The 23,780-nt window shown below is 61.9% G+C and carries 22 protein-coding genes; 2 read left to right on the plus strand and 20 right to left on the minus strand.

What is annotated here, in order from left to right:
• Positions 1-18 precede the first annotated feature (18 nt).
• On the plus strand, positions 19-303 hold the full coding sequence (locus HG549_RS17325) for a hypothetical protein (RefSeq protein WP_086978461.1): 285 nt from the start codon (positions 19-21) through the stop codon (positions 301-303).
• A gap of 67 nt (positions 304-370) precedes the next feature.
• Here the strand turns inward: HG549_RS17325 and HG549_RS17330 are convergent, their stop codons facing one another.
• The 11 genes from HG549_RS17330 to sdhC form a co-directional block, all read right to left on the minus strand.
• Complete coding sequence (locus tag HG549_RS17330; protein WP_170030846.1) at positions 371-1,126, minus strand: DUF599 domain-containing protein; 756 nt, start codon at positions 1,124-1,126, stop codon at positions 371-373.
• A 310-nt stretch (positions 1,127-1,436) separates the two neighbouring features.
• A complete protein-coding gene (gene brnQ / locus HG549_RS17335; protein ID WP_170030848.1) occupies positions 1,437-2,750 on the minus strand; it encodes a branched-chain amino acid transport system II carrier protein in 1,314 nt (437 codons plus the stop codon).
• Positions 2,751-3,234: 484 nt separating this feature from the next.
• Entirely contained in the window at positions 3,235-4,119 is an 885-nt protein-coding gene (gene sucD / locus HG549_RS17340) for a succinate--CoA ligase subunit alpha (RefSeq protein ID WP_004376004.1), read from the minus strand.
• The gene (gene sucC, locus HG549_RS17345) at positions 4,119-5,285 is read right to left on the minus strand and encodes an ADP-forming succinate--CoA ligase subunit beta (protein WP_003254205.1); all 1,167 of its coding nucleotides are present in this window, start codon (positions 5,283-5,285) and stop codon (positions 4,119-4,121) included. Before sucC ends, sucD begins: the two co-directional genes overlap by 1 nt.
• Positions 5,286-5,457: 172 nt before the next feature.
• Entirely contained in the window at positions 5,458-6,894 is a 1,437-nt protein-coding gene (gene lpdA / locus HG549_RS17350) for a dihydrolipoyl dehydrogenase (protein WP_170030850.1), read from the minus strand.
• Positions 6,895-6,992: 98 nt separating this feature from the next.
• The gene (gene odhB, locus HG549_RS17355) at positions 6,993-8,207 is read right to left on the minus strand and encodes a 2-oxoglutarate dehydrogenase complex dihydrolipoyllysine-residue succinyltransferase (RefSeq protein ID WP_170030852.1); all 1,215 of its coding nucleotides are present in this window, start codon (positions 8,205-8,207) and stop codon (positions 6,993-6,995) included.
• A 42-nt stretch (positions 8,208-8,249) separates the two neighbouring features.
• Positions 8,250-11,081, minus strand: a complete 2,832-nt coding sequence (locus HG549_RS17360; protein ID WP_170030854.1) for a 2-oxoglutarate dehydrogenase E1 component — start codon at positions 11,079-11,081, stop codon at positions 8,250-8,252.
• A gap of 246 nt (positions 11,082-11,327) precedes the next feature.
• Complete coding sequence (locus HG549_RS17365) at positions 11,328-12,032, minus strand: succinate dehydrogenase iron-sulfur subunit (RefSeq protein ID WP_011534752.1); 705 nt, start codon at positions 12,030-12,032, stop codon at positions 11,328-11,330.
• Between the two features lie 11 nt (positions 12,033-12,043).
• Positions 12,044-13,816, minus strand: coding sequence for a succinate dehydrogenase flavoprotein subunit (gene sdhA, locus HG549_RS17370; RefSeq protein WP_046615099.1), 1,773 nt, complete (start codon positions 13,814-13,816; stop codon positions 12,044-12,046).
• A 3-nt stretch (positions 13,817-13,819) separates the two neighbouring features.
• On the minus strand, positions 13,820-14,188 hold the full coding sequence (gene sdhD, locus HG549_RS17375; RefSeq protein WP_003254214.1) for a succinate dehydrogenase, hydrophobic membrane anchor protein: 369 nt from the start codon (positions 14,186-14,188) through the stop codon (positions 13,820-13,822).
• Positions 14,182-14,568 carry a succinate dehydrogenase, cytochrome b556 subunit gene (sdhC, locus tag HG549_RS17380; protein ID WP_012315350.1) on the minus strand — a complete coding sequence of 129 codons (387 nt, stop codon included), beginning with the start codon at positions 14,566-14,568 and terminating at the stop codon, positions 14,182-14,184. Before sdhC ends, sdhD begins: the two co-directional genes overlap by 7 nt.
• 352 nt (positions 14,569-14,920) lie before the next feature.
• On the opposite strand from sdhC, the gene gltA reads away from it, so the two are divergent.
• A complete protein-coding gene (gene gltA, locus HG549_RS17385) occupies positions 14,921-16,210 on the plus strand; it encodes a citrate synthase (protein ID WP_170030856.1) in 1,290 nt (429 codons plus the stop codon).
• Between the two features lie 155 nt (positions 16,211-16,365).
• Here the strand turns inward: gltA and HG549_RS17390 are convergent, their stop codons facing one another.
• The 9 genes from HG549_RS17390 to HG549_RS17430 all read right to left on the minus strand — a co-directional run bounded on the left by HG549_RS17390 (position 16,366) and on the right by HG549_RS17430 (position 23,383).
• A complete protein-coding gene (locus HG549_RS17390) occupies positions 16,366-16,971 on the minus strand; it encodes an START domain-containing protein (RefSeq protein ID WP_170034231.1) in 606 nt (201 codons plus the stop codon).
• A gap of 32 nt (positions 16,972-17,003) precedes the next feature.
• Positions 17,004-17,258 (minus strand): YkgJ family cysteine cluster protein, encoded by a 255-nt coding sequence (locus tag HG549_RS17395; RefSeq protein ID WP_170030858.1) that lies wholly within the window; start codon positions 17,256-17,258, stop codon positions 17,004-17,006.
• Between the two features lie 130 nt (positions 17,259-17,388).
• Positions 17,389-17,865, minus strand: a complete 477-nt coding sequence (locus tag HG549_RS17400; RefSeq protein WP_170030860.1) for a hypothetical protein — start codon at positions 17,863-17,865, stop codon at positions 17,389-17,391.
• 63 nt (positions 17,866-17,928) lie between these two features.
• Positions 17,929-19,371: a PLP-dependent aminotransferase family protein gene (locus HG549_RS17405; protein ID WP_025339975.1), complete on the minus strand. Its 1,443-nt coding sequence runs from the start codon at positions 19,369-19,371 to the stop codon at positions 17,929-17,931.
• 263 nt (positions 19,372-19,634) lie between these two features.
• Complete coding sequence (locus HG549_RS17410; RefSeq protein WP_170030862.1) at positions 19,635-20,447, minus strand: OmpA family protein; 813 nt, start codon at positions 20,445-20,447, stop codon at positions 19,635-19,637.
• A complete protein-coding gene (locus tag HG549_RS17415) occupies positions 20,444-20,797 on the minus strand; it encodes a DUF4398 domain-containing protein (RefSeq protein WP_170030864.1) in 354 nt (117 codons plus the stop codon). Before HG549_RS17415 ends, HG549_RS17410 begins: the two co-directional genes overlap by 4 nt.
• A gap of 9 nt (positions 20,798-20,806) precedes the next feature.
• Positions 20,807-21,628: an ABC transporter substrate-binding protein gene (locus HG549_RS17420; protein WP_170030866.1), complete on the minus strand. Its 822-nt coding sequence runs from the start codon at positions 21,626-21,628 to the stop codon at positions 20,807-20,809.
• 75 nt (positions 21,629-21,703) lie between these two features.
• Positions 21,704-22,633, minus strand: coding sequence for an electron transfer flavoprotein subunit alpha/FixB family protein (locus HG549_RS17425; protein ID WP_170030868.1), 930 nt, complete (start codon positions 22,631-22,633; stop codon positions 21,704-21,706).
• Positions 22,634-23,383, minus strand: coding sequence for an electron transfer flavoprotein subunit beta/FixA family protein (locus HG549_RS17430; protein ID WP_025339979.1), 750 nt, complete (start codon positions 23,381-23,383; stop codon positions 22,634-22,636).
• Positions 23,384-23,780 lie beyond the last annotated feature (397 nt).

Raw genomic sequence — 23,780 nt, forward strand, 5'->3', positions numbered from 1 at the left:
CCAAGGAGAAACACCCCCATGCGTAAACCTTTTGCTTTTGCTCTGATGCTGGCCGCTGCCATGGGCCTGGCTGCTTGCGATAAAGCGAGCGAAGACAAAGCCCAGGACGCACAGCAACACGCCGAGCAAGCCCAGGAGAAAGCGGGCGAAGCTCAGGATAAAATGAACGAGGCTGCCAAGGAAAACGCCGAAGCCGCCAAAGATCAGGCCGAAGCCGAGCAGAAGGCCGCCGAAGAAGCCGCTCCGGCTACTCCGGCTCCGGAAGCCGCGCCAGCCACCCCGGCCGAACCTGCCAAGCAGTAATCGGCTGAAACGAAAAAACCCGACCTGGTCGGGTTTTTTTGTGCCTGAAATCAGCAGGTAAACCGTTTCAGTTGCCGCTCGGCAGCGAATGTTGTTCCTTGGCCGGTTCGGCGGGCAGACTTTCAGTAGGCGTGAATACCATCACTTCCAGTACATCCGAATGAAACTCGCGGCGGTACAGAATCAGCACTACGCCGACGCTCATGGCCATGAATAGCCAAGGGCTGATGAACCAGCTCAACATGGCCATGCCGAAGTAATAGGAACGCAGGCCGAAGTTGAACTGGTTGGCAGCCAATGACAGCACCCGCGCCGCCCGCAGGGCAAATGCCTTGCGTTCCAGTTCATTGACCAGGCGTTCGCCTATCATCGGCGCCGAACCTACCAGTACTGCGGCAAAGTTGTACTGACGCATGCACCAGCTGAAGGTGAAGAAGGCATAGACGAACACCATGGCCAGGCACAGCAGCTTGATCTCCGACATGCCCTGGGAGGTCTGCTGCACCAGCGGCAGATCGGCCAGCAGCGACAGCGCCCGGTCGGAAGCGCCGAGCACGGTGAGGATACCGGCAAGGATGATCAAGGTGCTGGAGGCGAAGAACGAGGCGTTACGCTCGAGATTGCCGATCACGCTAGCATCGGCGATGCGGTTGTCACGCAGCAGCATGCGGCGCATCCAGTCTTCACGGTACAGGTGCAACACGCTGGCCAGGCACGCGGTGTCGCGGCCCTTCCAGATGGCATAGCGGGTGTAGCCGCCCCAGCACAGGGCGAACCAGGCGATGGCCAGCAGGTTGTTGAGATTGCTTTGGATGAAGTTCATGCAGAGTTCCCGGGAGGGCCAGATACCTGAAGGATAGGGACCGGATTTCGACGCTGGCAAGCGGCAAAAGGCACACATCCATCCTGATATTTGCACCGCTCATCCCGGCCTCTTCGCGGGCACGCCCGCTCCCACAGGTACACCGCCAATTCTGAGGCTTGCGCTTTCCTGTGGGAGCGGGCGCGCCCGCGAAGAGGCCAGTACAGGCAAACAAAAAGCCCCGCATCCTCTCGGATACGGGGCTCTTGAGTTTCCACCCTTGGCAAGCACCCTTCGGCTTGTGGCCGGTGCCGCTCTCAGGCTTCGACTATCAGGCCAGCGCTTCGCGCGGCTTGCCGAGCATGCGGTCGCAGGCTACGGCGCCAACCAGCGTCACCACCGAAGGCACCAGCCAGGCCAGGCCCTGGTCGCTCAGCGGCAGATGGGCCATGAAGTCCGGCAGTACGTGGGCAATGCTGCTGCCCTTGACCGCATCGACCATGCCGAACAGCAGCGACACCAGCATCACTGGCGCCAGGATGCGGGTTGGCGAATTCCACAGGTCCTTCACGAAGCTCAGCCCGACTACAACGATGCACGGCGGGTAGATGGCGGTGAGCACCGGGATCGAGAACATGATCAGCTTGGTCAGGCCGAGGTTGGAAATCAGCAGCGAGAAGCCCGCCAGGATCACCACCAGGGCGCGGTACGACAGCGGCAGGATCTGGCTGAAGTACTCGGCACAGGCGCAGGTCAGGCCAACCGCAGTCACCAGGCAGGCCAGCGCGATCAGCACGGCGAGGAAGCCGCTGCCCAGCGAGCCGAAGGTGTGCTGCACATAGGCATGCAGCACCGCCGCGCCGTTGGTGGCGCCCGCCGCGATTTCGTGGCTGCCGGCACCCAGGCGGAACAGGCTGACATAGACCAGGGCCAGGCCGACACCGGCGATCAGGCCAGCGATGATGGCATAGCGGGTGATCAGCTTCGGCGACTCGACACCGCGCGAGCGGATGGCGTTGACGATGACGATACCGAATACCAGGGCACCCAGGGTGTCCATGGTCAGGTAACCATCGGAGAAGCCCTTGGAGAAGGCCGCGGCGGCATAGGCTGGCTGCGCTTCACCCATGGTGCCTGCAGGCAGCGCGAAGGCGGCGATGCCGAGCACCGCCAGGGCGATGATCTTCAGCGGCGCGAGGAAGCGGCCCACGGTGTCGAGCAACCTGCCCGGGTACATGGACACCGCCAGCACCACGAGGAAGTACACCAGGCTGTAGATGAACAGTGCCAGCGGGCTTTCGCCGGTCAGCGGTGCCACACCCACTTCGAACGACACGGTCGCGGTGCGCGGGGTAGCGAACAGCGGGCCGACCGACAGGTAGCACACGGCTGCCAGCAGGCCACCGAAGAACTTGCCGATCGGGCTGCTCAAGGCATCCATGCCGCCACCGACCTTGGCCAGGGCGACCACGGTGATGACCGGCAGGCCCACTGCGGTCACCAGGAAGCCCAGGGCAGCCATCCACACGTGCGGGCCAGACTGCAGGCCGACGATAGGCGGGAAGATGATATTGCCCGCGCCCACGAAAAGCGCAAACGTCATAAAGCCAAGCGCCAGGATGTCCTGGCCTTTTAAAACTTTCATTTAAGGTAGTACCACACTGCTGAAATCGGGATTCGAGAAGGGATTTCCCCATGGGTTGGGGGAAATGCTGCCCGGCTTGATAAGCCAGACCCGTTTAGCGTGTCGTTCCCTTTTGGGGGACGGGCACAGAGTGAGCGCGTAGGGTAACTGTTTTGTCACTTAAACGCACTGGCACAGTGCTGCTTGTCCGATGTGCGTATGTGTTTGTCGTCTGTGCAACCGCGGACGGTCAGGATTATCCCGATATCGGGAAATCCGTCTGCATGAAAACTCCTATCAAACCCATCGAAAAATCAATGTTGCCTGTACCGGCCTCTTCGCGGGCTTGCCCGCTCCCACAGGCGATCACCACAGGCCCGGAATGTGGAGGTCTCCTGTGGGAGCGGGCAAGCCCGCGAAGAGGCCGACACAGTAATACCCAACCCCCGGAAACGACAAAGGCCACCCGAAGGTGGCCTCTGTGCGCGTGGGGGGTGTAGCGGTATTACTTCTTGACTTCCCAGCCAGTCAGCTCGGCCAGGGCCTTGCCGATGTCAGCCAGGGAACGCACGGTCTTCACACCAGCGTCCTGCAGGGCGGCGAACTTCTCGTCCGCAGTGCCCTTGCCGCCGGAGATGATGGCGCCAGCGTGGCCCATGCGCTTGCCCGCCGGAGCGGTAACACCAGCGATGTAGGAAACCACTGGCTTGGTGACGTTGGCCTTGATGTAGGCCGCAGCTTCTTCTTCAGCCGAACCGCCGATCTCACCGATCATGACGATCGCTTCGGTCTTCGGGTCTTCCTGGAACAGCTTCAGGATATCGATGAAGTTGGAGCCCGGGATCGGGTCGCCACCGATACCGACGCAGGTCGACTGGCCGAAGCCGGCGTCGGTGGTCTGCTTGACCGCTTCGTAGGTCAGGGTGCCGGAGCGCGAAACGATACCGACCTTGCCTGGCAGGTGGATGTGGCCTGGCATGATACCGATCTTGCACTCGCCCGGGGTGATGACACCTGGGCAGTTAGGGCCGATCAGGGTCACGCCCAGCTCGTCGCACTTGACCTTGGCATCCAGCATGTCCAGGGTAGGAATGCCTTCGGTGATGCAGACGATCAGCTTGATGCCGCCGAAGGCCGCTTCCAGGATCGAGTCCTTGCAGAAAGGAGCCGGAACGTAGATGACCGAAGCGTCAGCGCCGGTGGCTTCCACGGCTTCCTTCACGGTGTTGAACACCGGCAGGCCCAGGTGGGTGGTGCCACCCTTGCCTGGGGTTACGCCGCCGACCATCTTGGTGCCGTAGGCGATGGCCTGTTCGGAGTGGAAAGTACCCTGCGAGCCGGTGAAGCCCTGGCAGATAACCTTGGTGTCTTTATTGATCAGGACGCTCATTACTTGCCCTCCGCAGCTTTGACAACTTGTTGAGCAGCGTCGGTCAGGCTGGTTGCCGCAATGATGTTCAAACCGCTTTCTGCCAGTACTTTAGCGCCCAGTTCGGCGTTGTTGCCTTCGAGGCGAACCACCACCGGAACCTTGACGCCGACTTCTTTCACTGCACCGATGATGCCTTCGGCAATCATGTCGCAGCGAACGATGCCGCCGAAGATGTTGACCAGAACGGCCGCGACATTGCTGTCGGACAGAATGATCTTGAACGCTTCGGTAACGCGCTCCTTGGTAGCACCACCACCAACGTCGAGGAAGTTGGCCGGCTTGCCGCCGTGCAGGTTGACGATGTCCATGGTACCCATGGCCAGGCCGGCACCGTTGACCATGCAGCCGATGTTGCCTTCGAGGGCAACGTAGTTCAGTTCGAACTTGGCAGCGTGGGCTTCACGGGCGTCGTCCTGCGACGGGTCGTGGAAGGTTTTCAGCTTCGGCTGACGGTACATGGCGTTGGCGTCGATGTTGATCTTGGCATCGAGGCAGTGCAGGTCGCCGTCGGCCTTGATCACCAGCGGGTTCACTTCCAGCAGCGCCAGGTCGTGATCCTTGAACAGCTTGGCCAGGCCTACGAAGATCTTGGCGAACTGTTGAACTTGCTTGCCTTCCAGACCCAGCTGGAACGCCAGTTCACGGCCCTGGAACGGCTGTGCGCCGACCAGCGGATCGATAGTGGCCTTGAGGATCTTTTCAGGGGTTTCGTGAGCGACTTTCTCGATGTCCACGCCACCTTCGGTGGAAGCCATGAACACGATACGGCGGCTCGAACGATCGACTACAGCGCCCAGGTACAGCTCTTTGGCGATGTCAGTGCAGGATTCGACCAGAATCTTGGAGACGGGTTGACCGTTGGCATCGGTCTGGTAGGTAACCAGATTCTTGCCCAACCACTGTGCAGCGAACGCCTTGGCGTCTTCTTTGCTGCGAACCAGCTTGACGCCGCCCGCCTTGCCGCGACCACCTGCGTGAACCTGGGCTTTTACCACCCACTCGTTCCCGCCGATCTTGTCGCAGGCTTCTGCAGCTTGCTCAGGGGTATCGACAGCGAAACCCTTGGAAACTGGCAGGCCGTATTCAGCGAACAGCTGCTTACCCTGATACTCGTGAAGATTCATGCTTTTTACCGTCTTCGTTAGGTACTGCGCTTCGGCGCTGCGCCATTACTGGCGCCGCACCACCTGTGACCGTTGACCCCGGGTTTTCCCGTGTGATCCGGTCCGGCGGACTTTCCGCGGTGAGTCATGCACGCAAGACTCACGACGGGCAGCCCGCCGTGGTTTCTTATAATTAACGCTTCTTACGGTTGGCCACGTGAATGGCGCCGCCATTCACAGCCAGCGCTGCTTCATGCAACGCTTCGGACAGGGTCGGATGGCTGAAGACCATCATGCCCAGGTCCTCGGCACTGGTGCCGAATTCCATTGCGATTGCGCCCTGCTGCACCAGTTCGGCAGCCGATGGGCCAATCACGTGTACACCCAGGACGCGGTCGGTCTTGGCATCGGCGATGACCTTGACGAAACCACCGGTGTCGTTGGCAGCCATCGCACGGCCGCTGGCCGCGAACGGGAAGGTGCCCACGTTAACCTCAACGCCCTCGGCCTTCAAGGCCTGTTCGGTCTTGCCGACCCACGCGATTTCCGGGTGGGTGTAGATGACCGACGGGATCAGGTCGTAGTTCATCTGGGCCTTGTGGCCCTTGATGCGCTCGACCACCATGATGCCCTCTTCCGAGGCCTTGTGGGCCAGCATCATGCCGCGTACCACGTCGCCGATGGCGTAGACGCCCGGCACGCTGGTGGCGCAGTAGTCGTCGACGAAGATGTAGCCACGCTCGTCGATGGTCACGCCGCTGTCGGCAGCCAGCAGGTCAGTGGTCACCGGGCGACGGCCGACCGCGACGATCAGCTTGTCGAAGGTGATCTTCTGCTCGCCGTTGGCGTCGGTGTAGGTCACTTCGACTTCGTTGCCGTTGACTTTCGAGCCGGTGACGCGTGCGCCCAGCTTGATGTCCAGGCCTTGCTTGGTCAGGGTCTTCTGGGCTTCCTTCGACACGGCGGTGTCGGCAGCCATCAGGAAGGTATCCAGCGCTTCCAGCACGGTGACTTCAGCACCCAGGCGCGCCCATACCGAGCCCAGCTCGAGGCCGATCACGCCAGCACCGATAACGCCCAGGCGCTTCGGCACGGCCTGGAATTCCAGGGCGCCGGTGGAGTCGACGATGACGTTCTGGTCGACCGGAGCCGGCGGAATGTCGATCGGGCGCGAGCCGGAAGCCAGGATCACGTTCTCGGCTTCGATGATTTCGGTGGTGCCGTCAGCCTTGGTGACTTCGACCTTCTTGCCAGCCAGCAGCTTGCCGTGGCCCTGGATCGAGGTCACGCCGTTGGCCTTGAACAGGGTGGCAACGCCACCGGTCAGGTTCTTGACGATGCCAGCCTTGCGGCCAACCATCGCGGCGACGTCCATCTTCACTTCGCCAGTGGAGATACCGTGGACGTTGAAGCTCTCTTTGGCTTCCTTGTACTTCCAGGAGCTGTCCAGCAGCGCCTTGGAAGGAATGCAACCCACGTTCAGGCAGGTGCCGCCCAAGGCCAGCTTGCCCTCGGCGTCGGTGTATTTTTCGATACAGGCAGTCTTCAGACCAAGTTGTGCGGCCTTGATGGCAGCCACATAGCCGCCAGGACCTGCACCAATCACCACTACGTCGAATTTCTGGGTCATAAAAGATTCCTTTTTTCAGCTTCAAGCGACAAGCTGCAAGCCGCAAGGCCGGCAGGCTTCGAAGCGAAGCCTGCCGCTTGCCGCTTGCAGCTGCGCGATTAGATGTCCAGCAGCAGGCGAGACGGGTCTTCCAGCAGGTTCTTGATGGTGACCAGGAAGGTTACCGCTTCCTTGCCGTCGATCAGGCGGTGATCGTACGACAGCGCCAGGTACATCATCGGGCGAATCACGACCTGGCCGTTGATGGCCATCGGGCGCTGGATGATGTTGTGCATGCCGAGGATGGCAGCCTGCGGCGGGTTGACGATCGGGGTCGACATCATCGAACCGAAGGTACCACCGTTGGTGATGGTGAAGGTGCCGCCGGTCATCTCTTCGATGGCCAGCTTGCCGTCACGGGCCTTCTTGCCGAAGGTGGCAATGCCGTTCTCGATTTCCGCCAGGCTCATCGACTCGGCGTTACGCAGTACCGGTACCACCAGGCCACGGTCGCTGGACACGGCAACGCCGACGTCGGCGTAGCCATGGTAGACGATGTCGTTGCCATCGATCGAGGCGTTGACCGCCGGGAAGCGCTTCAGGGCTTCGGTAGCGGCCTTGACGAAGAACGACATGAAGCCCAGGCGCACGCCGTTGTGGGTCTTCTCGAACAGGTCCTTGTACTTCGAACGCAGGGCCATGACTTCGGTCATGTCGACTTCGTTGAAGGTGGTCAGCATGGCCATGCTCGACTGGGCTTCGACCAGACGCTCGGCGATCTTGGCACGCAGGCGGGTCATCGGCACGCGCTTCTCGGTGCGGTCGCCAGCGGCAACCACAACCGGGGCAGCAGCGGCAGCCGGCTTGGCCGCCGGCGCCGGGGCCGACTTCTTGTTGGCGACGGCAGCGACGACGTCTTCCTTGGTGATGCGACCACCTTTGCCAGTGCCAGCGACGCTGGCCAGGTCGATGCCGTTTTCTTCAGCCAGCTTGCGCGCGGCCGGGGCGGCAACCGGGTCTTCCTCGCCAGCGTCGGCAGCAGCGGCAGCCGGAGCAGCAGCAGCCGGGGCGGCAGCTGGAGCAGCGGCGGCAGCACCGCCCTCAACGATCGAACCCAGCACTTCGTCGGACAGGACGGTGTCGCCCTCGCCCTTGACGATGGCGCCCAGTACGCCGTCGGCGGTAGCCAGCACTTCCAGGACGACCTTGTCGGTCTCGATGTCGACGATCAGCTCGTCACGCTTGACGGCATCGCCCGGCTGCTTGTGCCAGGTGGCAACGGTGCCATCGGCAACCGATTCCGGGAAGGTTGGGGCTTTGATCTCGATAGCCATTATCAGTGTTTCCTTAAATTCGGTTTCAGGTGCGCGAAGGCGTTAGACAGTGAAGGCGTCTTGCAGCAGTTTTTCCTGCTGTTCGGCGTGCTTCGAAGCGTAACCACAGGCTGGCGCGGCAGAAGCGTCGCGGCCGGCGTATTCCAGGACCAGTGCCTTGTTGTGGCGGCCCAGGATACGGCGCATGTGGTGCTGGCTGCTGTACCAGGCGCCCTGGTTCATCGGCTCTTCCTGACACCAGACCGCATGCTTGAGGTTGGTGTAAGGCGCCAGGATTTCGACCAGGTCGTCCTCCGGGAACGGGTACAGCTGCTCGATACGCACGATGGCGATGTCTTCGCGGCCTTCGGCACGGCGTTTTTCCAGCAGGTCGTAGTAAACCTTGCCGCCGCACAGGACCAGGCGTTCGACCTTGGCCGGATCGAGGCTGTCGATTTCCGGGATCACGGTCTGGAACGAGCCTTCTGCGAGGTCCTCGAGGGTCGACACGGCCAGCTTGTGGCGCAGCAGCGACTTCGGCGTCAGGACGATCAGCGGCTTGCGCAGCGGACGGATGACCTGGCGACGCAGCAGGTGGTAGATCTGCGCCGGGGTGGTCGGTACGCAGACCTGGATGTTGTGCTCGGCGCACAGCTGCAGGTAACGCTCCAGACGCGCGGAGGAGTGCTCCGGGCCCTGCCCTTCATAACCGTGAGGCAGCAGCATGGTCAGGCCGCACAGACGGCCCCACTTGTGCTCGCCGCTGGTGATGAACTGGTCGATCACCACTTGCGCACCGTTGGCGAAGTCGCCGAACTGGGCTTCCCAGATCACCAGCGCGTTCGGCGTGGTGGTCGAGTAGCCGTATTCGAAGGCCAGTACCGCTTCTTCCGAGAGGAAGGAGTCGTACAGTTCGAACTTCGGCTGGCCCGGGAACAGGTTCTTCAGCGGTACGTAGGTGCTGGCGTCCTTCTGGTTGTGCAGCACCGCGTGACGGTGCGAGAAGGTGCCACGGCCGATGTCCTGGCCGGTCATGCGGATCGGGTGACCTTCGAACTGCAGGGTGGCGTAAGCCATGGTCTCTGCATAACCCCAGTTGATCGGCAAGCCACCGGCCTGCATCTTCTGGCGGTCTTCGTAGATCTTGGCGACCTGGCGCTGAACGACGAAGCCTTCCGGGATCTCCAGCAGCTTGGCCGACAGTTCCTGCAGGGTCTTGAGGTCGAAGCGGGTGTCGTGACGCGCGGTCCAGGCATGGCCCAGGTACGGACGCCAGTCGACGAACAGCTCGCGGTTCGGCTCCTTGACCAGGCTCTTGACCACGTGCAGGCCGTTGTCCAGCGCGCTGCGGTACTCGTCGACCTTGGCCTGGGCACGTTCGGCATCGATGCGGCCAGCCTGGATCAGTGCATCGGCGTACAGCTCACGGGTGGTGCGCTGCTTGCTGATCTGCTGGTACATCAGCGGCTGGGTGCCGTTCGGCTCGTCGGCCTCGTTGTGGCCACGACGGCGGTAGCAGACCAGGTCGATGACCACGTCACGCTTGAACTGCATGCGGTAGTCGATGGCCAGCTGGGTCACGAACAGCACGGCTTCCGGGTCGTCGCCGTTGACGTGCAGGATCGGCGCCTGGATCATCTTGGCCACGTCGGTGGCGTACTCGGTGGAGCGCGCGTCCAGCGGGTTGCTGATGGTGAAACCGACCTGGTTGTTGATCACGATGTGCACGGTGCCGCCGGTCTTGAAACCGCGGGTCTGCGACATCTGGAAGGTTTCCATGACCACGCCCTGGCCAGCGAATGCGGCATCGCCGTGGATCGAGATCGGCAGTACCTTGTCGCCAACGGTGTCGTTGCGGCGGTCCTGACGGGCGCGCACCGAACCCTCGACCACGGGCGAGACGATTTCCAGGTGGGACGGGTTGAACGCCATGGCCAGGTGCACTTCGCCACCCGGGGTCATCACGTTCGAGGAGAAGCCCTGGTGATACTTCACGTCACCGGAGCCCAGCTCGTTCATCTTCTTGCCTTCGAACTCGTCGAACAGCTCGCGCGGGTTCTTGCCGAAGGTGTTCACCAGGACGTTCAGGCGGCCACGGTGGGCCATGCCGATCACGACTTCCTTGGTGCCGTAGGAGCCGGAACGCTGGATCATCTCGTCCAGCATCGGGATCAGGCTTTCGCCGCCTTCGAGGCCGAAGCGCTTGGTGCCCGGGTACTTGGTGCCCAGGTATTTCTCAAGGCCTTCACCGGCGGTCACACGCTCCAGCAGGTGGGCCTGCACGTCGGCGGAAAACTCCGGACGGCCGCGCACGCTTTCCAGGCGCTGCTGGAACCAGCTGCGCTGTTCGGAGTCGACGATGTGGGTGAACTCGGCGCCAATGGTGCGACAATATGTCTTCTGGAGCGCCTCGAAGATCTCGCGTAGGCTCGCCTCCTCTTTGCCGATGAACAGGTCGCCGGCACGGAAGGTCGTATCAAGATCGGCATTGGTCAAGCCGTAGTGATTGATCGACAGGTCTACAGGCGCAGGACGCTGCCACAACCCCAACGGGTCGAGCTTGGCAGCCTGATGGCCGCGCATACGATAGGCCTGGATCAGTCGCAGAACTTCAACCTGCTTCTTCTCGTGTTCACTGCTCACGCTCCCGGCAGATACCGGCTGGGCGCGGCGCTGGTTCTTTGCCAGCAGTACGAAATGGTCGCGGATTGTCGAGTGCGATACATCGGTAGCGGTGCTGCCGTCGGCGGGCAACTTCTGGAAGTAGGTGCGCCACTCTTCTGGCACAGCGTTAGGGTCGTGCAGGTAGAGCTCATAAAGCTCTTCCACATATGCAGCGTTACCACCTGAAAGGTGGGCGCTTTCCCACATGCGCTGCATCACGCTTTCTTGCATGCTTGGTCACCCTCGGTTAGGGGACTGATCGGCGAGAGCCACAGCAAACCTGGAAAAGTCCGAATACAGCGACTGAACCACGCCACTAGGATCCTGCTGATTTTCCGGGTACCAGCCCGGAAAGCCCCTGCTGGTCTCATATCTTCATAGGTAATGAACGCAGGCTTTGTGGGCCTTTGTTCGGGTTTTACCTCAGTGCGGGCTCACCACCCGCACCTCGGCTTACTGCAGGTACAACGCTTTGTATCAGGTACCGCTTTGCAGCAGCATGTTACGTACGTGACCGATTGCCTTGGTCGGGTTCAGACCTTTAGGGCAAACGTTGACGCAGTTCATGATCCCGCGGCAGCGGAATACGCTGAACGGGTCATCCAGGGACGCCAGGCGCTCCTGGGTCTTGGTGTCGCGGCTGTCGGCCAGGAAGCGATAGGCCTGCAGCAGTGCAGCGGGGCCCAGGAACTTGTCCGGGTTCCACCAGAACGACGGGCAGGAAGTCGAGCAGCAAGCGCACAGGATGCACTCGTACAGGCCGTCCAGCTTGTCGCGGTCTTCCGGCGACTGCAGACGCTCGATAGCCGGCGCCGGCGTGTCGTTCTGCAGGAACGGCTTCACCTTCTCGTACTGCTTGTAGAAGATGCTCATGTCGACGACCAGGTCACGAATGACCGGCAGGCCCGGCAGCGGGCGCAGGATCAGCTTGTTGCCCTTCACCACCGCCGACAGCGGGGTGATGCAGGCCAGGCCGTTCTTGCCGTTGATGTTCATGCCATCGGAACCGCAAACGCCTTCACGGCATGAGCGACGGTAGGAGAACCCTTCGTCCTGTTCCTTGATCAGTGCCAGCACGTCCAGCACCATCAGGTCCTTGCCGCCGGTATCGACCTGGAAGGTCTGCATTTTCGGCGCGGAATCGGTGTCCGGGTTGTAACGATAAACTTCGACTTGCAACATAGCGGCCACCCTTAGTAAGTCCGGACTTTTGGTTCGAAGGCTGGAACAGTCTTCGGCGCAAAGTTGACGCCACGCTTGGCGACGCGCTTCTCACCCGGGTAGTACAGGGTGTGGCACAGCCAGTTTTCGTCGTCACGGTCTTCGTAGTCTTCACGGGCGTGAGCGCCGCGGGACTCTTTACGGGCTTCGGCCGCGATGGCGGTAGCTTCGGCGACTTCCAGCAGGTTCTGCAGCTCCAGTGCCTCGATACGCGCGGTGTTGAAGGCCTGGGACTTGTCGTTGATCTTGACGTTGGCGATACGGTCACGCAGACCAGCCAGCTGCTCGATACCCTTCTGCATGTATTCGCCGGTACGGAATACACCGAAGTAGTTCTGCATGCAGCTCTGCAGCTCGCGCTTCAGGCTGGCAACGTCTTCACCGGTGGTGCGCTCGTTCAGCTTGTTCAGGCGGTTCAGGGCAACATCGACGTCGGTGTCGCTGGCGTCGCGGTATTCCACGCCTTCGGTCAGCGCCTTCTCCAGGTGCAGGCCAGCAGCACGGCCGAACACCACCAGGTCGAGCAGCGAGTTGCCGCCCAGGCGGTTGGCACCATGAACCGATACGCACGCCACTTCACCTACGGCGAACAGGCCAGGAATGATCTGGTCGTTGCCTTCGGCGTCCATGGTGATGGCCTGGCCGTGGATGTTGGTGGCAACGCCGCCCATCATGTAGTGGCAGGTCGGGATGACCGGTACTGGCGCGACCACCGGGTCGACGTGGGCGAAGGTCTTGGACAGTTCGCAGATACCTGGCAGGCGGCTGTGCAGCACTTCCTCGCCCAGGTGGTCCAGCTTCAGCAGTACGTGGTCCTTGTTCGGGCCCACGCCATTGCCGGCGATGATTTCCTTGACCATCGAACGGGCGACCACGTCGCGGCCGGCCAGGTCTTTGGCGTTCGGCGCGTAACGCTCCATGAAGCGCTCGCCGTGGGCGTTGATCAGGTAGCCACCTTCACCGCGGCAACCTTCGGTGACCAGTACACCGGCGCCGGCGATGCCGGTCGGGTGGAACTGCCACATTTCGATGTCCTGCACCGGCACACCGGCACGCAGGGCCATGCCCACGCCGTCACCGGTGTTGATCAGGGCGTTGGTGGTGGAGGCGTAGATACGGCCGGCACCGCCAGTGGCCAGTACGGTGGCCTTGGACTTGATGTACAGGGTTTCGCCGGTTTCGATGCAGATCGCGATCACACCCACGAACGCGCCGTCCTGGTTCTTCACCAGGTCTACGGCGTAGTACTCGTTGAGGAAGGTGGTGCCGGCCTTCAGGTTGCCCTGGTACAGGGTGTGCAGCAGCGCGTGACCAGTACGGTCGGAAGCGGCACAGGTACGGGCGGCCTGGCCACCTTTACCGAAGTCCTTGGACTGGCCACCGAACGGACGCTGGTAGATACGGCCGGTTTCGGTACGCGAGAATGGCAGGCCCATGTGGTCCAGCTCGAAGACCGCAGCCGGGCCTTCCTGACACATGTATTCGATAGCGTCCTGGTCACCGATGTAGTCGGAGCCCTTGACGGTATCGTACATGTGCCAGCGCCAGTCGTCGTTCGGGTCGGCCGAAGCGATGGCGCAGGTGATGCCGCCCTGGGCGGATACAGTGTGCGAACGGGTCGGGAAGACCTTGGTGACCACGGCGGTCTTGTGGCCGCCTTGAGCCAGCTGCAGCGCAGCGCGCATGCCGGCACCGCCGCCACCGATGATGATGGCGTCGAAAGAAATGGTTGGAATGCTAGCCATGGATCAGATACCCCAGAGAATCTGCACACCCCAGACGAAGTAAGCGAACATCGCAACGCCGCATACCGCCTGGAACAGGAAACGAATCGCAGTTGCCGACTTGCCGAACGACATTGGCGTCAGGTAGTCGGTGGCGATGGTCCACATGCCGACCCAGGCGTGAGCGCCCAGGGCAACGAGGGCCAGCAGACTGAAGATCCGCATCGCGTTGTTGGAGAACAGACCATGCCACTGGGTGTAGTCGATGCCTGGGTGGGCGACCACGTAGCCGATCAGGAACAGGAAGTAAGCCGCGAGAACGACCGCAGAGACGCGCTGCGCCATCCAGTCATAGAGACCCGAACGCGACAGGTTCGTGACATTGGTTACCATACCCAAACTCCCACCAGAACGATCAGCACCACGGAGATGACGATCACGATTTTCGAGCCCAGCTTGCCGCCTTCCAGCGTCTCACCGATACCCATGTCCATGATCAGGTGACGTACACCTGCCACGAGGTGATAAAGCAGGGCGGACAGCAGGCCCCAGGTCACGAACTTGGCCAGCGGGCTGGTCAGACACGCCTTCACCTCACCGAAGCCTTCCTCGGAACCCAGCGACTTGCCCAGTGCATAAAGCATGATGGCAAGGCCGAGGAACAGGATGACGCCGGAGATACGGTGCAGGATGGACGTGTACGCAGTGACGGGGAGCTTGATGGTCCTTAGGTCTAGGTTTACAGGTCGTTGGCTTTTCACGGCTTTTTTCACACTGAAGAGCCCCTAGCGAATCAGGGCAAAGTTGTTGGTAAGTGTACTGGTCAGGTACCCACCACCCAGGGAACGGCGACCCCCAGCAGTTCGGGCTTGCAAGCCCCTGGCGGTCGGGTTGCGAGTATAGACAGTTAGGCTGCTTATGACAACGTGACGGGGTAGCCCAAATAGCGCATTGCCTTTAACGGACAAAAGGCGTAAATGGGCGAGAATTTCGTGAAAAACCAGGCCTCAATGCCTGTTTCAACAAGCCTTTAGGCAAATTGACATCTGAATTTATCCCTCTATAGTGGTGCGGGCCCTGCGTGGGGGGTCTGTCTGATGATTTCAAGCATTAATAGGAGGCCACATGGCTGACAAAAAAGCGCAGTTGGTCATCGAGGGCGCTGCCCCCGTCGAGCTGCCCATTTTAACCGGCACCGTTGGTCCTGATGTAATCGACGTCCGCGGGTTGGGGGCCACTGGTCACTTCACCTTCGACCCAGGTTTCATGGCGACTGCCTCGTGCGAGTCGAAGATCACCTACATTGACGGCGACAAAGGCATCCTGCTGCACCGCGGCTACCCGATCGAGCAGCTCGCCGAAAAGTCCGACTACCTCGAAACCTGCTACCTGCTGCTCAACGGCGAACTGCCGAATGCCGAGCAGAAGGCCCAGTTCGTCAGCACCGTGAAGAACCACACCATGGTTCACGAGCAGTTGAAGTCGTTCTTCAACGGCTTCCGCCGCGACGCCCACCCGATGGCGGTAATGTGCGGCGTGGTCGGTGCCCTGTCGGCGTTCTATCACGACTCCCTGGACATCAATAACCCGCAGCACCGCGAGATTTCCGCGGTACGCCTGGTTGCCAAGATGCCGACCCTGGCCGCGATGGTTTACAAATACTCCATGGGCCAGCCGATGATGTACCCGCGCAACGACCTGTCGTACGCGGAAAACTTCCTGCACATGATGTTCAACACCCCGTGCGAGATCAAACCGATCAGCCCGGTGCTGGCCAAGGCGATGGACCGGATCTTCATCCTCCACGCCGACCACGAGCAGAACGCCTCCACCTCCACCGTGCGCCTGGCCGGTTCGTCGGGTGCCAACCCGTTCGCCTGTATCGCCGCCGGCATCGCCGCACTGTGGGGCCCGGCCCACGGCGGTGCCAACGAAGCGGTACTGACCATGCTCGATGAAATCGGCGATGTCTCGAACATCGACAAGTTCATCGCCAAGGCCAAGGACAAGAACGACCCGTTCAAGCTCATGGGCTTCGGTCACCGCGTGTACAAGAACCGCGACCCGCGCGCCACCGTGATGAAACAGACCTGCGACGAAGTGCTGCGCGAGCTGGGCATCAACAACGACCCGCAGCTGGAACTGGCCATGCGCCTGGAAGAGATCGCCCTGACCGATCCGTACTTCATCGAGCGCTCGCTGTACCCGAACGTCGACTTCTACTCGGGGATCATCCTCAAGGCGATCGGCATTCCGACCAGCATGTTCACCGTGATCTTCGCCCTGGCACGTACCGTGGGCTGGATCTCGCACTGGAAAGAAATGCTCTCCAGCCCGTACAAGATCGGCCGCCCGCGCCAGCTTTACACCGGCGAGCAGAAGCGCGACATCGTTGCGCTGCAGGACCGCAAGTAAGCTTCGCCAGCCGAACGCAAGAAGGCTGCCCTCGGGCAGCCTTTTTTATTTCCGCTCGACGCGATGCGGCGTTGTAGGAGCGGCCTTGTGTCGCGAAAGGGCTGCGAAGCAGCCCCGGCAATATTGCGGTAAGCCTAAGATCCCAGGGCCGCTCCTCAGTTTTTCTCAGCCCGCTCGCGCAGCCCTTTCAGGGTATTGAACGGCGCATCGACCACGAACTTGTTGGCCACCATCGCCGGCACGCTACCACCCGGCTCGGTGTGCACCTGATAAGTCACTTCCGTGCTGTCACCCTTGGGCACGAGCTTCCAGAAGCCTTCGACCTTCGCTACCCGCACAAAGCCTTTCTCTTCCGGGATGTAGGTCGGCTCTTCCTTCAGGTTGCGCACCAGGCTGCCGTCAGCCTCCTTGACCGTGGTCACATGCAGCACCGAGTCGCGCGGCGTCACCGGCCAAGGCGTATTGAACTGGGTATAGGTCCAGACCTGGCCATTCTCCTGCTTGAGCACCTTCTGCATCTTGCATTCATGAATCCATGCACAAGCCCCGACTACGTCCTCCTGCAGCGCCTGCACCTTCGCCAGCGGCGCCTTGATCACGGTGACGCCTTGATAGGCCTTGTACTTGGAACCGGCCACCTCACTGAGAGAAACCTTGATCCCCTCCTCGTCCTTGGCCACCTGCCAGTTCTCGGCCCAGGCCGCAGGGGACAGCACAACACCCAGGCCACACAGCAGTGCAATACGCTTGAACGATCTCATCATGTTTATCCTTGTTGTCGAAGATCCAGCCTTCACGCCGCCGTCATCTGCTCCCACCAGCCAAGAATCCTGATCGCCTCGTCACGGTCACTGCCGCACACCTCGACATCCGCCTGGAAACCGCCACACACTGCGGGCCGCTCGGGCTTGCCGAACAGGTCACAAAGGTTGTCGACGGTCAGGTGCAGGCAGCGCTCGCCGGCCGGCTTGCCATTCGGCATGCGCGGCATCGCAGAGCTGATGGACGGGGCAATGCAGCAGGCACCACAACCCTCACGGCATTTCATGGCTGTTCACCAAAATCAGGACTCCCTGGAACAAAACGGGACGAACGTCCCTGGATAGTAACCGCTCAAACAGGCGTTTGAAATTGCTGGCATGATGAAATCTGCCATGACCCAGCAGTCAGTTTGGCCGCTACTGACGGTACTCGAAATCAATGGCAGCCCCTTCCACGTCACGACGGCTGTCATTGCGCAGCTGCAGCTGCATCTCGTTGTTGATCAGCCGGCCATTGAGCTGGAACGGGCTGTCGTCGGTCTCTGGCTTTTCCGTGAACAGTGGCGGCAGCAGGGGCTGGCGCCGCTGGATCGGTGAAGGGCTACCGACTTCCGGCTGCAGCCTGTCGACCATTTCGGCCGGCAGGCTGAGGTCGAGCCTGGCCTTGGGCAGTGGCTTGGCAACGGCCTGGCTCACCGGCTTGCGGGCTGGCCTGGCCTTGCTGTTGGCAGCCTTCTTTGCCGCTGGTTTGTGCACGGGCCTGGCCTGCGCCTTGGGCGCCGGTTTGCCTTGGGCCGCCTGCGCCTGGCTTGCCGGCTGCGCAGCCTGGCCTGTGCCAAGGTAGCAGAGCGGAGCAAGGCACAAGATCAAGGCAAAACGGCGCAAAGCAATCATGGCAAATGGACAGACTGGCAGGAAAAGTGCGTATGCTCCCTGTTCCGCAGGCGCGTGGCAAGCCTACAGAAGCGCAGCCGCCGGTTCACGGCACAACTGCTGGGCCAACAGCCCAAGGGTAATCACCGCGCGCTCGGCTTCCTTGTTCCACGGGATGCCGCAATTAAGGCGGATACAGTGGTTGAACTGTTCGGTATTACTGAAGATCAGCCCCGGCGCAATGCTGATACCCTGCTCCAGCGCGCGCACATGCAGTTCCTGGGTATTGACCCGCCCCGGCAAGCTCACCCACAGGATAAACCCGCCCGTCGGCCGAGTCATCTGGGTGCCCTCGGGGAAATGTTGCTGCACCGCCAGCTGGTAGGCACTGAGGTTCTTGCGGTACTCCTGGCGAATGTAACGCAGGTGCCGGTCGTAACCGCCATTCTCCAGGTAGGCCGCCACCCCCATCTGCGTCACGCTGCAGGCCGAGTGGGTGGTAAAGGTTTGCAGGCGCTGGATTTCGTCCTGATAGCGCCCGGCTATCATCCAGCCAACGCGCACCCCCGGGGACAGGGTCTTGGAAAAGCTCGAACAGTAGATCACCCGGTCCAGCCGGTCGAACGCCTTCAGCGCCTTGGTCTTGCCCTGCTCGAACATCAATTCGCCGTAAATGTCGTCCTCGACGATCTGGATATCGAAATCCGATGCCAGGCGCAGCAACTGCTTCTGCCGCTCTTCCGGCACGGTGCCGCCCAGCGGGTTGCTCAACCGCGCCGTCAGCACCAGCGCCTTGATCGACCACTGGTTGGCCGCCAGCTGCAACGCCTCGAGACTGATGCCAGTGGACGGGTCACTGGGAATCTCGATCACCTTCAGGCCCAACAGGTCAGCCAGTTGCAACAGGCCGTAATAGGTGGGCGACTCGGCGGCGATCAGGTCGCCAGGGCGGGTCAGCACGCGCAACGACATCTGCAACGCATCGACGCAACCATGGGTCACGATCACTTCACGGGGGTCGACCAGCACGCCGGCATCGCGCATGCGGATGGCGATCTGCCGGCGCAGCGGTTCGAAACCGGGGCTGAACATGTAGCTGAAGGCACGCGGGCTGTGAAAGCGCGTCACCTTGGCAATTTGCTGGTGCAAGGCACGGACCGGCAGGTAATCGACATGCGGCACGGCGGCACCGAACGGGAACACCCCGTCGCGGCGCGCCTCGGTCAGCACTTGCTGGATGATGCTGGCGCGGGTCACCAGGCCGGGGCGCTCCACGCGGGCGATGTCCGGCGTCTGCGCGGTCAGCGCCGGAGTCTGGTGCACGTAGTAGCCGGACTGCGGCCGCGCACGGATCAACCCCTGGTCTTCGAGGTTGGCATAGGCCTGCAGCACCGTGGCATGGCTGACGTTGAGCTGGGCGCTCATCTTGCGCACGGAAGGTACGCGCTCGCCTGGCTGGTAGACACCGCGACGGATGTCATCGGCCAGTTGCTGGGCGATACGCTGGTACAGCAGCAGGTTGGTCATGGCTGGCTCTCGACGCGCGGACGGACTCGTTGTTCTTGTGTCGCTCACTGAGGGTAGAGAATACCGTAACAGTTGCAAAGTGTACGGGGACAGATCGCAAGATAGTCAACAATACAATTGCGTGACAGTGATAAACATTGAAATCCGGGGGCATCGACGAAAAGCCGGCGCCCACAGGGATTGTACAGATCTCACCCCCTGTGCAATTCCTGCGGGAACCGGCTTGCCGGCAATGGGCCGTAAAGCGGCCGCCTTGACAGGTTTCAGCGCGCCGGTGCGAGCCTGCCTTTGTCATCGGAGAACACGATCTCCACCCGGCGGTTCTGCGCCCTGCCCCGCTCCGAGGCATTGGCCTCGATCGGGTACTGGTCGCCATAGCCCTCGACCTGCAGGCGCTTCTCGTCAATGCCCAGGTCGACCAGCATGTCAGCCACGGCCTGCGCCCGGTCACGCGACAGCTTCAGGTTGTCCTCGGCCGTGCCGGTGCTGTCGGTATAGCCTTCGATCCGTACCACCCGGCGCGGGTTGAGTTGCAGGAACTGCACCAGCTTGAGCACGGTGCGGCTGGCCGAGTTCTTCAGGTCGGCACGGCCGGTGTCGAACAGCACGTCACCCAAGGTCATCACCAGGCCGCGATCGGTCTGCTCCGAGGCCAGCGCGGCAATCTGCGATTCGATCCACTTGCCCTGCTGCTGCACACTGGCCAGCTTGGCCTCGCGCAAGGCCAGCTGCAGGCGCTGGCGCTCCAGGTCGAGCTTGGCCTGGCGCTCCTGGTTCAGCGCCAGCTTGGCATGCTCGCTGGCAATCTCGCTGTAGCGCTGGCTGAGGTAGGCGTAATGGCGCACGTCGGCACCGGTGCCGATGTAGCTGGACAGGCGCTCGGCGCGGGCCAGCGACTCGCCTGCGCGGATCACGTCACGCGGGGCACTGCGCAGCACATCGGAGTTGTCCTTGACCTGCTGGAAGGCGGCGCTGGCATCATCCAGTGCGGCACTGCTGCGCTGGCTGGCGCAACCTTGCAAACCTGCCGCCAACGCCAGCACTGCCAGCGCGGCCATTGGTGCACGGCGGATCATGGCTGCACCTCCAACTGCTTGCGCAGGCGCTTGACCCGCGACTGCAGCAGCTGCAGCTGCTCTTCACTCTTCTGGTTCAGCACCTGGGCTTCGGCCAGGCGCGCATCCAGCTCGGCCTGCTCGGCGCGCATGCGCGCATCGCGGTAGTCTTCGGTGAGCATGTTGGTCTTGGCCCGGGCCAACTTGTCTTCGGCCAGCTTGAGCGCTTCGACCTGCTCGGTGGCACCGACGGCCTTGGCCTGCTCCAGCGCCTGCTCGGAAATACGCATCTGCTCGACAGGAGCCGGATCGTTGGCGCAGCCAGCCAGGCCGAGCACGGCCAGGGCAAGGATTAGTGGTTGGGTTCTCACGCAATCTTCCTAGTGTTTGGGGGCGTCCGAGGGCACCTGCAGCTGTGCTTTCCAGCGCTCGACATTACGCTGCAGCACGGTCTCGGACGCACCGGAGATCGGCAATTCTGTCAGTTTTTTTGCCAATTGCCCACGCAACCAGCTGTCATTGCAGGCGGAATTATGCGACACGGCCAAGTACAGCCCTGGCCGGTCCACCGGCAGGCCGCGGGCAATCAGCTGGTTGCTCATGCCCAGGCTCTGCACCATCGCCATGCCCGCATAGCGGCCCGCGAGCACATAGTCGACCTGGCCAAGCACCAGCTTCTGGAATGCCTGGGTCAGGTTCTGCGCCGGCACCAACTTCAGCTGCGCCTTGACGAAGGCGCTGAAGGCCGGCGTCAGCCGTGCATGCTCGGACACACTGCCCTGGTACCTGGCCAGGTCCGCCGGGCCATCGAACACCAGTTCGGCATCGTGACGGGTCCACACCAGGTATTCGTTGAGCTGCAGGGGTGGGTGGAGGTAGTCGAGCGCGGTCAGTTGCTCCACCTGCATCGGGGCGTCGAGCAACAGGTCCATGCGCCCGCTGCGCACCTCTTCCAGCGCCTGGTCACGACGGCCGGCGTTGAGCACCTCCAGCTTCAGCCCCAGCTCCTCGGCCACCTGGCGCAGCAGGTCGACGTTGGCGCCGATCAGGTGTTTCGGGTCGTTCGGGTCTTGCCATGAATAGGGCGGCGCATCGGGGCTGCCAGTGGCCACCAGGCGTTCACACTTGCCGGCCGCCATGGCCAGCGGCGCCAGCAACGCCGCCATGCATGCCAGCACCCTGCCCGTTCCGCGCAACGTCATCCCTCACTCCTCAACCCATAAAAAAACCCGACCCTCGAAACGAGGGCCGGGTTCTTTATAAGTGAAGCAGGCGGATCAGACCAGCTTTTCCAGCTCCGGAACCGCTTCGAACAGGTCGGCGACCAGGCCGTAGTCGGCAACCTGGAAGATCGGTGCCTCTTCGTCCTTGTTGATCGCCACGATCACCTTGGAGTCTTTCATGCCGGCCAGGTGCTGGATCGCGCCGGAGATACCGACGGCGATGTACAGCTGCGGCGCAACGATCTTGCCGGTCTGGCCGACCTGCATGTCGTTGGGCACGAAGCCCGCGTCGACCGCGGCGCGCGAAGCACCGACGGCAGCGCCGAGCTTGTCGGCCAGGCTGTAGAGGTGCTTGAAGTTGTCACCGTTGCCCATGCCACGACCACCGGAAACGACGATCTTGGCAGCGGTCAGTTCCGGGCGGTCGGACTTGGCCAGCTCTTCGCCGACGAAGGCCGAGATGCCGGCGTTGTGCGCGGCGCCAACTGCTTCGACGGCAGCCGAACCCCCTTCGCCCGCCACGGCGTCGAAGCCGGTGGTACGCACGGTGATGACCTTGATGGCGGCGCTCGACTGCACGGTGGCAATGGCGTTACCGGCATAGATCGGGCGCTTGAAGGTGTCGGCGGACTCGACCGAGATGATCTCGGAGATCTGGTCCACGTCCAGCAGCGCGGCAACGCGCGGCAGGATGTTCTTGCCGTTGGTGGTGGCCGGGGCCAGCACGTGGCTGTAGCCTTTGGCCAGCTCGACGATCAGCGGCGCGACGTTTTCCGGCAGGGCGTGTGCATAGGCTGCATTGTCGGCAACCAGCACCTTGGCCACGCCAGCGATCTTCGCAGCAGACTCGGCAACGCCACCGACGTTGTGGCCAGCGACCAGCACATGGACATCACCACCGATCTTCGCGGCAGCAGCAACAGTGTTCAGGGTGGCCGGGGCTACGGCACCGTTCTCGTATTCAGCGACAACCAGGATAGTCATTTAGATTACCTTCGCTTCGTTCTTCAGCTTCTCGACCAGTTCGGCCACCGATTTGACCTTGATGCCAGCGCTGCGGGCAGCCGGTGCTTCAACCTTGAGGGTCTTGTTGGTGGAGGCGAGGGAAACGCCCAGCGCATCTGGAGTAACGGTTTCCAGCGGCTTTTTCTTGGCCTTCATGATGTTCGGCAGCGACGCGTAACGTGGCTCGTTCAGGCGCAGGTCGGTCGTGACGATGGCCGGCAGGTTCAGGGCCACGGTCTGCAGGCCGCCGTCGATTTCACGGGTGACGTTCAGCTTGTCGCCAGCCACTTCCACCTTGGAGGCGAAGGTGCCCTGGGCAAAGCCGGTCAACGCCGCCAGCATCTGGCCGGTCTGGTTGTTGTCACTGTCGATGGCCTGCTTGCCGAGGATGACCAGTTGCGGCTGCTCCTTGTCGACAACGGCTTTCAGTGCCTTGGCCACGGCCAGGGAGTTCAGTTCGTCGGCGGCTTCGACCAGGATGGCGCGGTCGGCCCCCAGGGCCAGGGCGGTACGCAGCTGCTCCTGGGCGGTGGTCGGGCCGACGGAGACCACGACGATCTCGCTGGCAACGCCCTTTTCCTTCAGGCGCACGGCTTCTTCCACGGCGATTTCGCAGAAGGGGTTCATGGACATCTTGACGTTAGCAAGGTCGACGCCGGAGTTGTCCGCCTTGACGCGAACCTTGACGTTGTAGTCGACCACTCGTTTGACAGCTACAAGAACCTTCATGGATTCCTCGTTACTCTCCGGTGAATAGATAGTCGCCTGGGGTCATTGCCCGGCGATGCGCGTGGGTACAAGGGCACCTCTAAAAACGTACCGGGAGGCAGTAACTTGAGAGTGACCGAACAGTCGTGTCCGGACGCTTGCGTCAAATACTCACGGGTCATTTTCTGTCGTGGCGTGTAAACTCCACTACAAACCGGCCGGAGGCCGCAGAACCCTGCTCCACAGCTGGTCTTTAGAGGTGTACCTGCGCCCGGCTGCAAGCCTACGGCGAACGTAAAACCGCTCGTATCTTGACCGTAACACCCAATCCGGTCAATACGGCAAATGGGTCATCCTCCAGCCGCGTTCCTGCGATTTTACTGGCCTGCGGCAAATTCAAACAAACGTTTGTATTGGA

The organism is Pseudomonas sp. SK, assembly GCF_012975065.1.
GTDB lineage: Bacteria > Pseudomonadota > Gammaproteobacteria > Pseudomonadales > Pseudomonadaceae > Aquipseudomonas > Aquipseudomonas anuradhapurensis.

Excerpts from the sequence above, each read along its gene's own strand:
- sdhA (WP_046615099.1), bottom strand. The coding sequence starts at position 13,816 with ATGGCTAGCATTCCAACCATTTCTTTCGACGCCATCATCATCGGTGGC.
- HG549_RS17410 (WP_170030862.1), bottom strand. The coding sequence starts at position 20,447 with ATGATCCGCCGTGCACCAATGGCCGCGCTGGCAGTGCTGGCGTTGGCG.
- HG549_RS17390 (WP_170034231.1), bottom strand. The coding sequence starts at position 16,971 with ATGAGATCGTTCAAGCGTATTGCACTGCTGTGTGGCCTGGGTGTTGTG.
- HG549_RS17420 (WP_170030866.1), bottom strand. The coding sequence starts at position 21,628 with ATGACGTTGCGCGGAACGGGCAGGGTGCTGGCATGCATGGCGGCGTTG.
- sucD (WP_004376004.1), bottom strand. The coding sequence starts at position 4,119 with ATGAGCGTCCTGATCAATAAAGACACCAAGGTTATCTGCCAGGGCTTC.
- HG549_RS17400 (WP_170030860.1), bottom strand. The coding sequence starts at position 17,865 with ATGATTGCTTTGCGCCGTTTTGCCTTGATCTTGTGCCTTGCTCCGCTC.
- HG549_RS17425 (WP_170030868.1), bottom strand. The coding sequence starts at position 22,633 with ATGACTATCCTGGTTGTCGCTGAATACGAGAACGGTGCCGTAGCCCCG.
- brnQ (WP_170030848.1), bottom strand. The coding sequence starts at position 2,750 with ATGAAAGTTTTAAAAGGCCAGGACATCCTGGCGCTTGGCTTTATGACG.
- odhB (WP_170030852.1), bottom strand. The coding sequence starts at position 8,207 with ATGGCTATCGAGATCAAAGCCCCAACCTTCCCGGAATCGGTTGCCGAT.
- HG549_RS17405 (WP_025339975.1), bottom strand. The coding sequence starts at position 19,371 with ATGACCAACCTGCTGCTGTACCAGCGTATCGCCCAGCAACTGGCCGAT.
- HG549_RS17325 (WP_086978461.1), top strand. The coding sequence starts at position 19 with ATGCGTAAACCTTTTGCTTTTGCTCTGATGCTGGCCGCTGCCATGGGC.
- HG549_RS17430 (WP_025339979.1), bottom strand. The coding sequence starts at position 23,383 with ATGAAGGTTCTTGTAGCTGTCAAACGAGTGGTCGACTACAACGTCAAG.
- lpdA (WP_170030850.1), bottom strand. The coding sequence starts at position 6,894 with ATGACCCAGAAATTCGACGTAGTGGTGATTGGTGCAGGTCCTGGCGGC.
- HG549_RS17395 (WP_170030858.1), bottom strand. The coding sequence starts at position 17,258 with ATGAAATGCCGTGAGGGTTGTGGTGCCTGCTGCATTGCCCCGTCCATC.
- sdhD (WP_003254214.1), bottom strand. The coding sequence starts at position 14,188 with ATGGTAACCAATGTCACGAACCTGTCGCGTTCGGGTCTCTATGACTGG.
- HG549_RS17365 (WP_011534752.1), bottom strand. The coding sequence starts at position 12,032 with ATGTTGCAAGTCGAAGTTTATCGTTACAACCCGGACACCGATTCCGCG.
- HG549_RS17330 (WP_170030846.1), bottom strand. The coding sequence starts at position 1,126 with ATGAACTTCATCCAAAGCAATCTCAACAACCTGCTGGCCATCGCCTGG.
- HG549_RS17360 (WP_170030854.1), bottom strand. The coding sequence starts at position 11,081 with ATGCAAGAAAGCGTGATGCAGCGCATGTGGGAAAGCGCCCACCTTTCA.
- sucC (WP_003254205.1), bottom strand. The coding sequence starts at position 5,285 with ATGAATCTTCACGAGTATCAGGGTAAGCAGCTGTTCGCTGAATACGGC.
- gltA (WP_170030856.1), top strand. The coding sequence starts at position 14,921 with ATGGCTGACAAAAAAGCGCAGTTGGTCATCGAGGGCGCTGCCCCCGTC.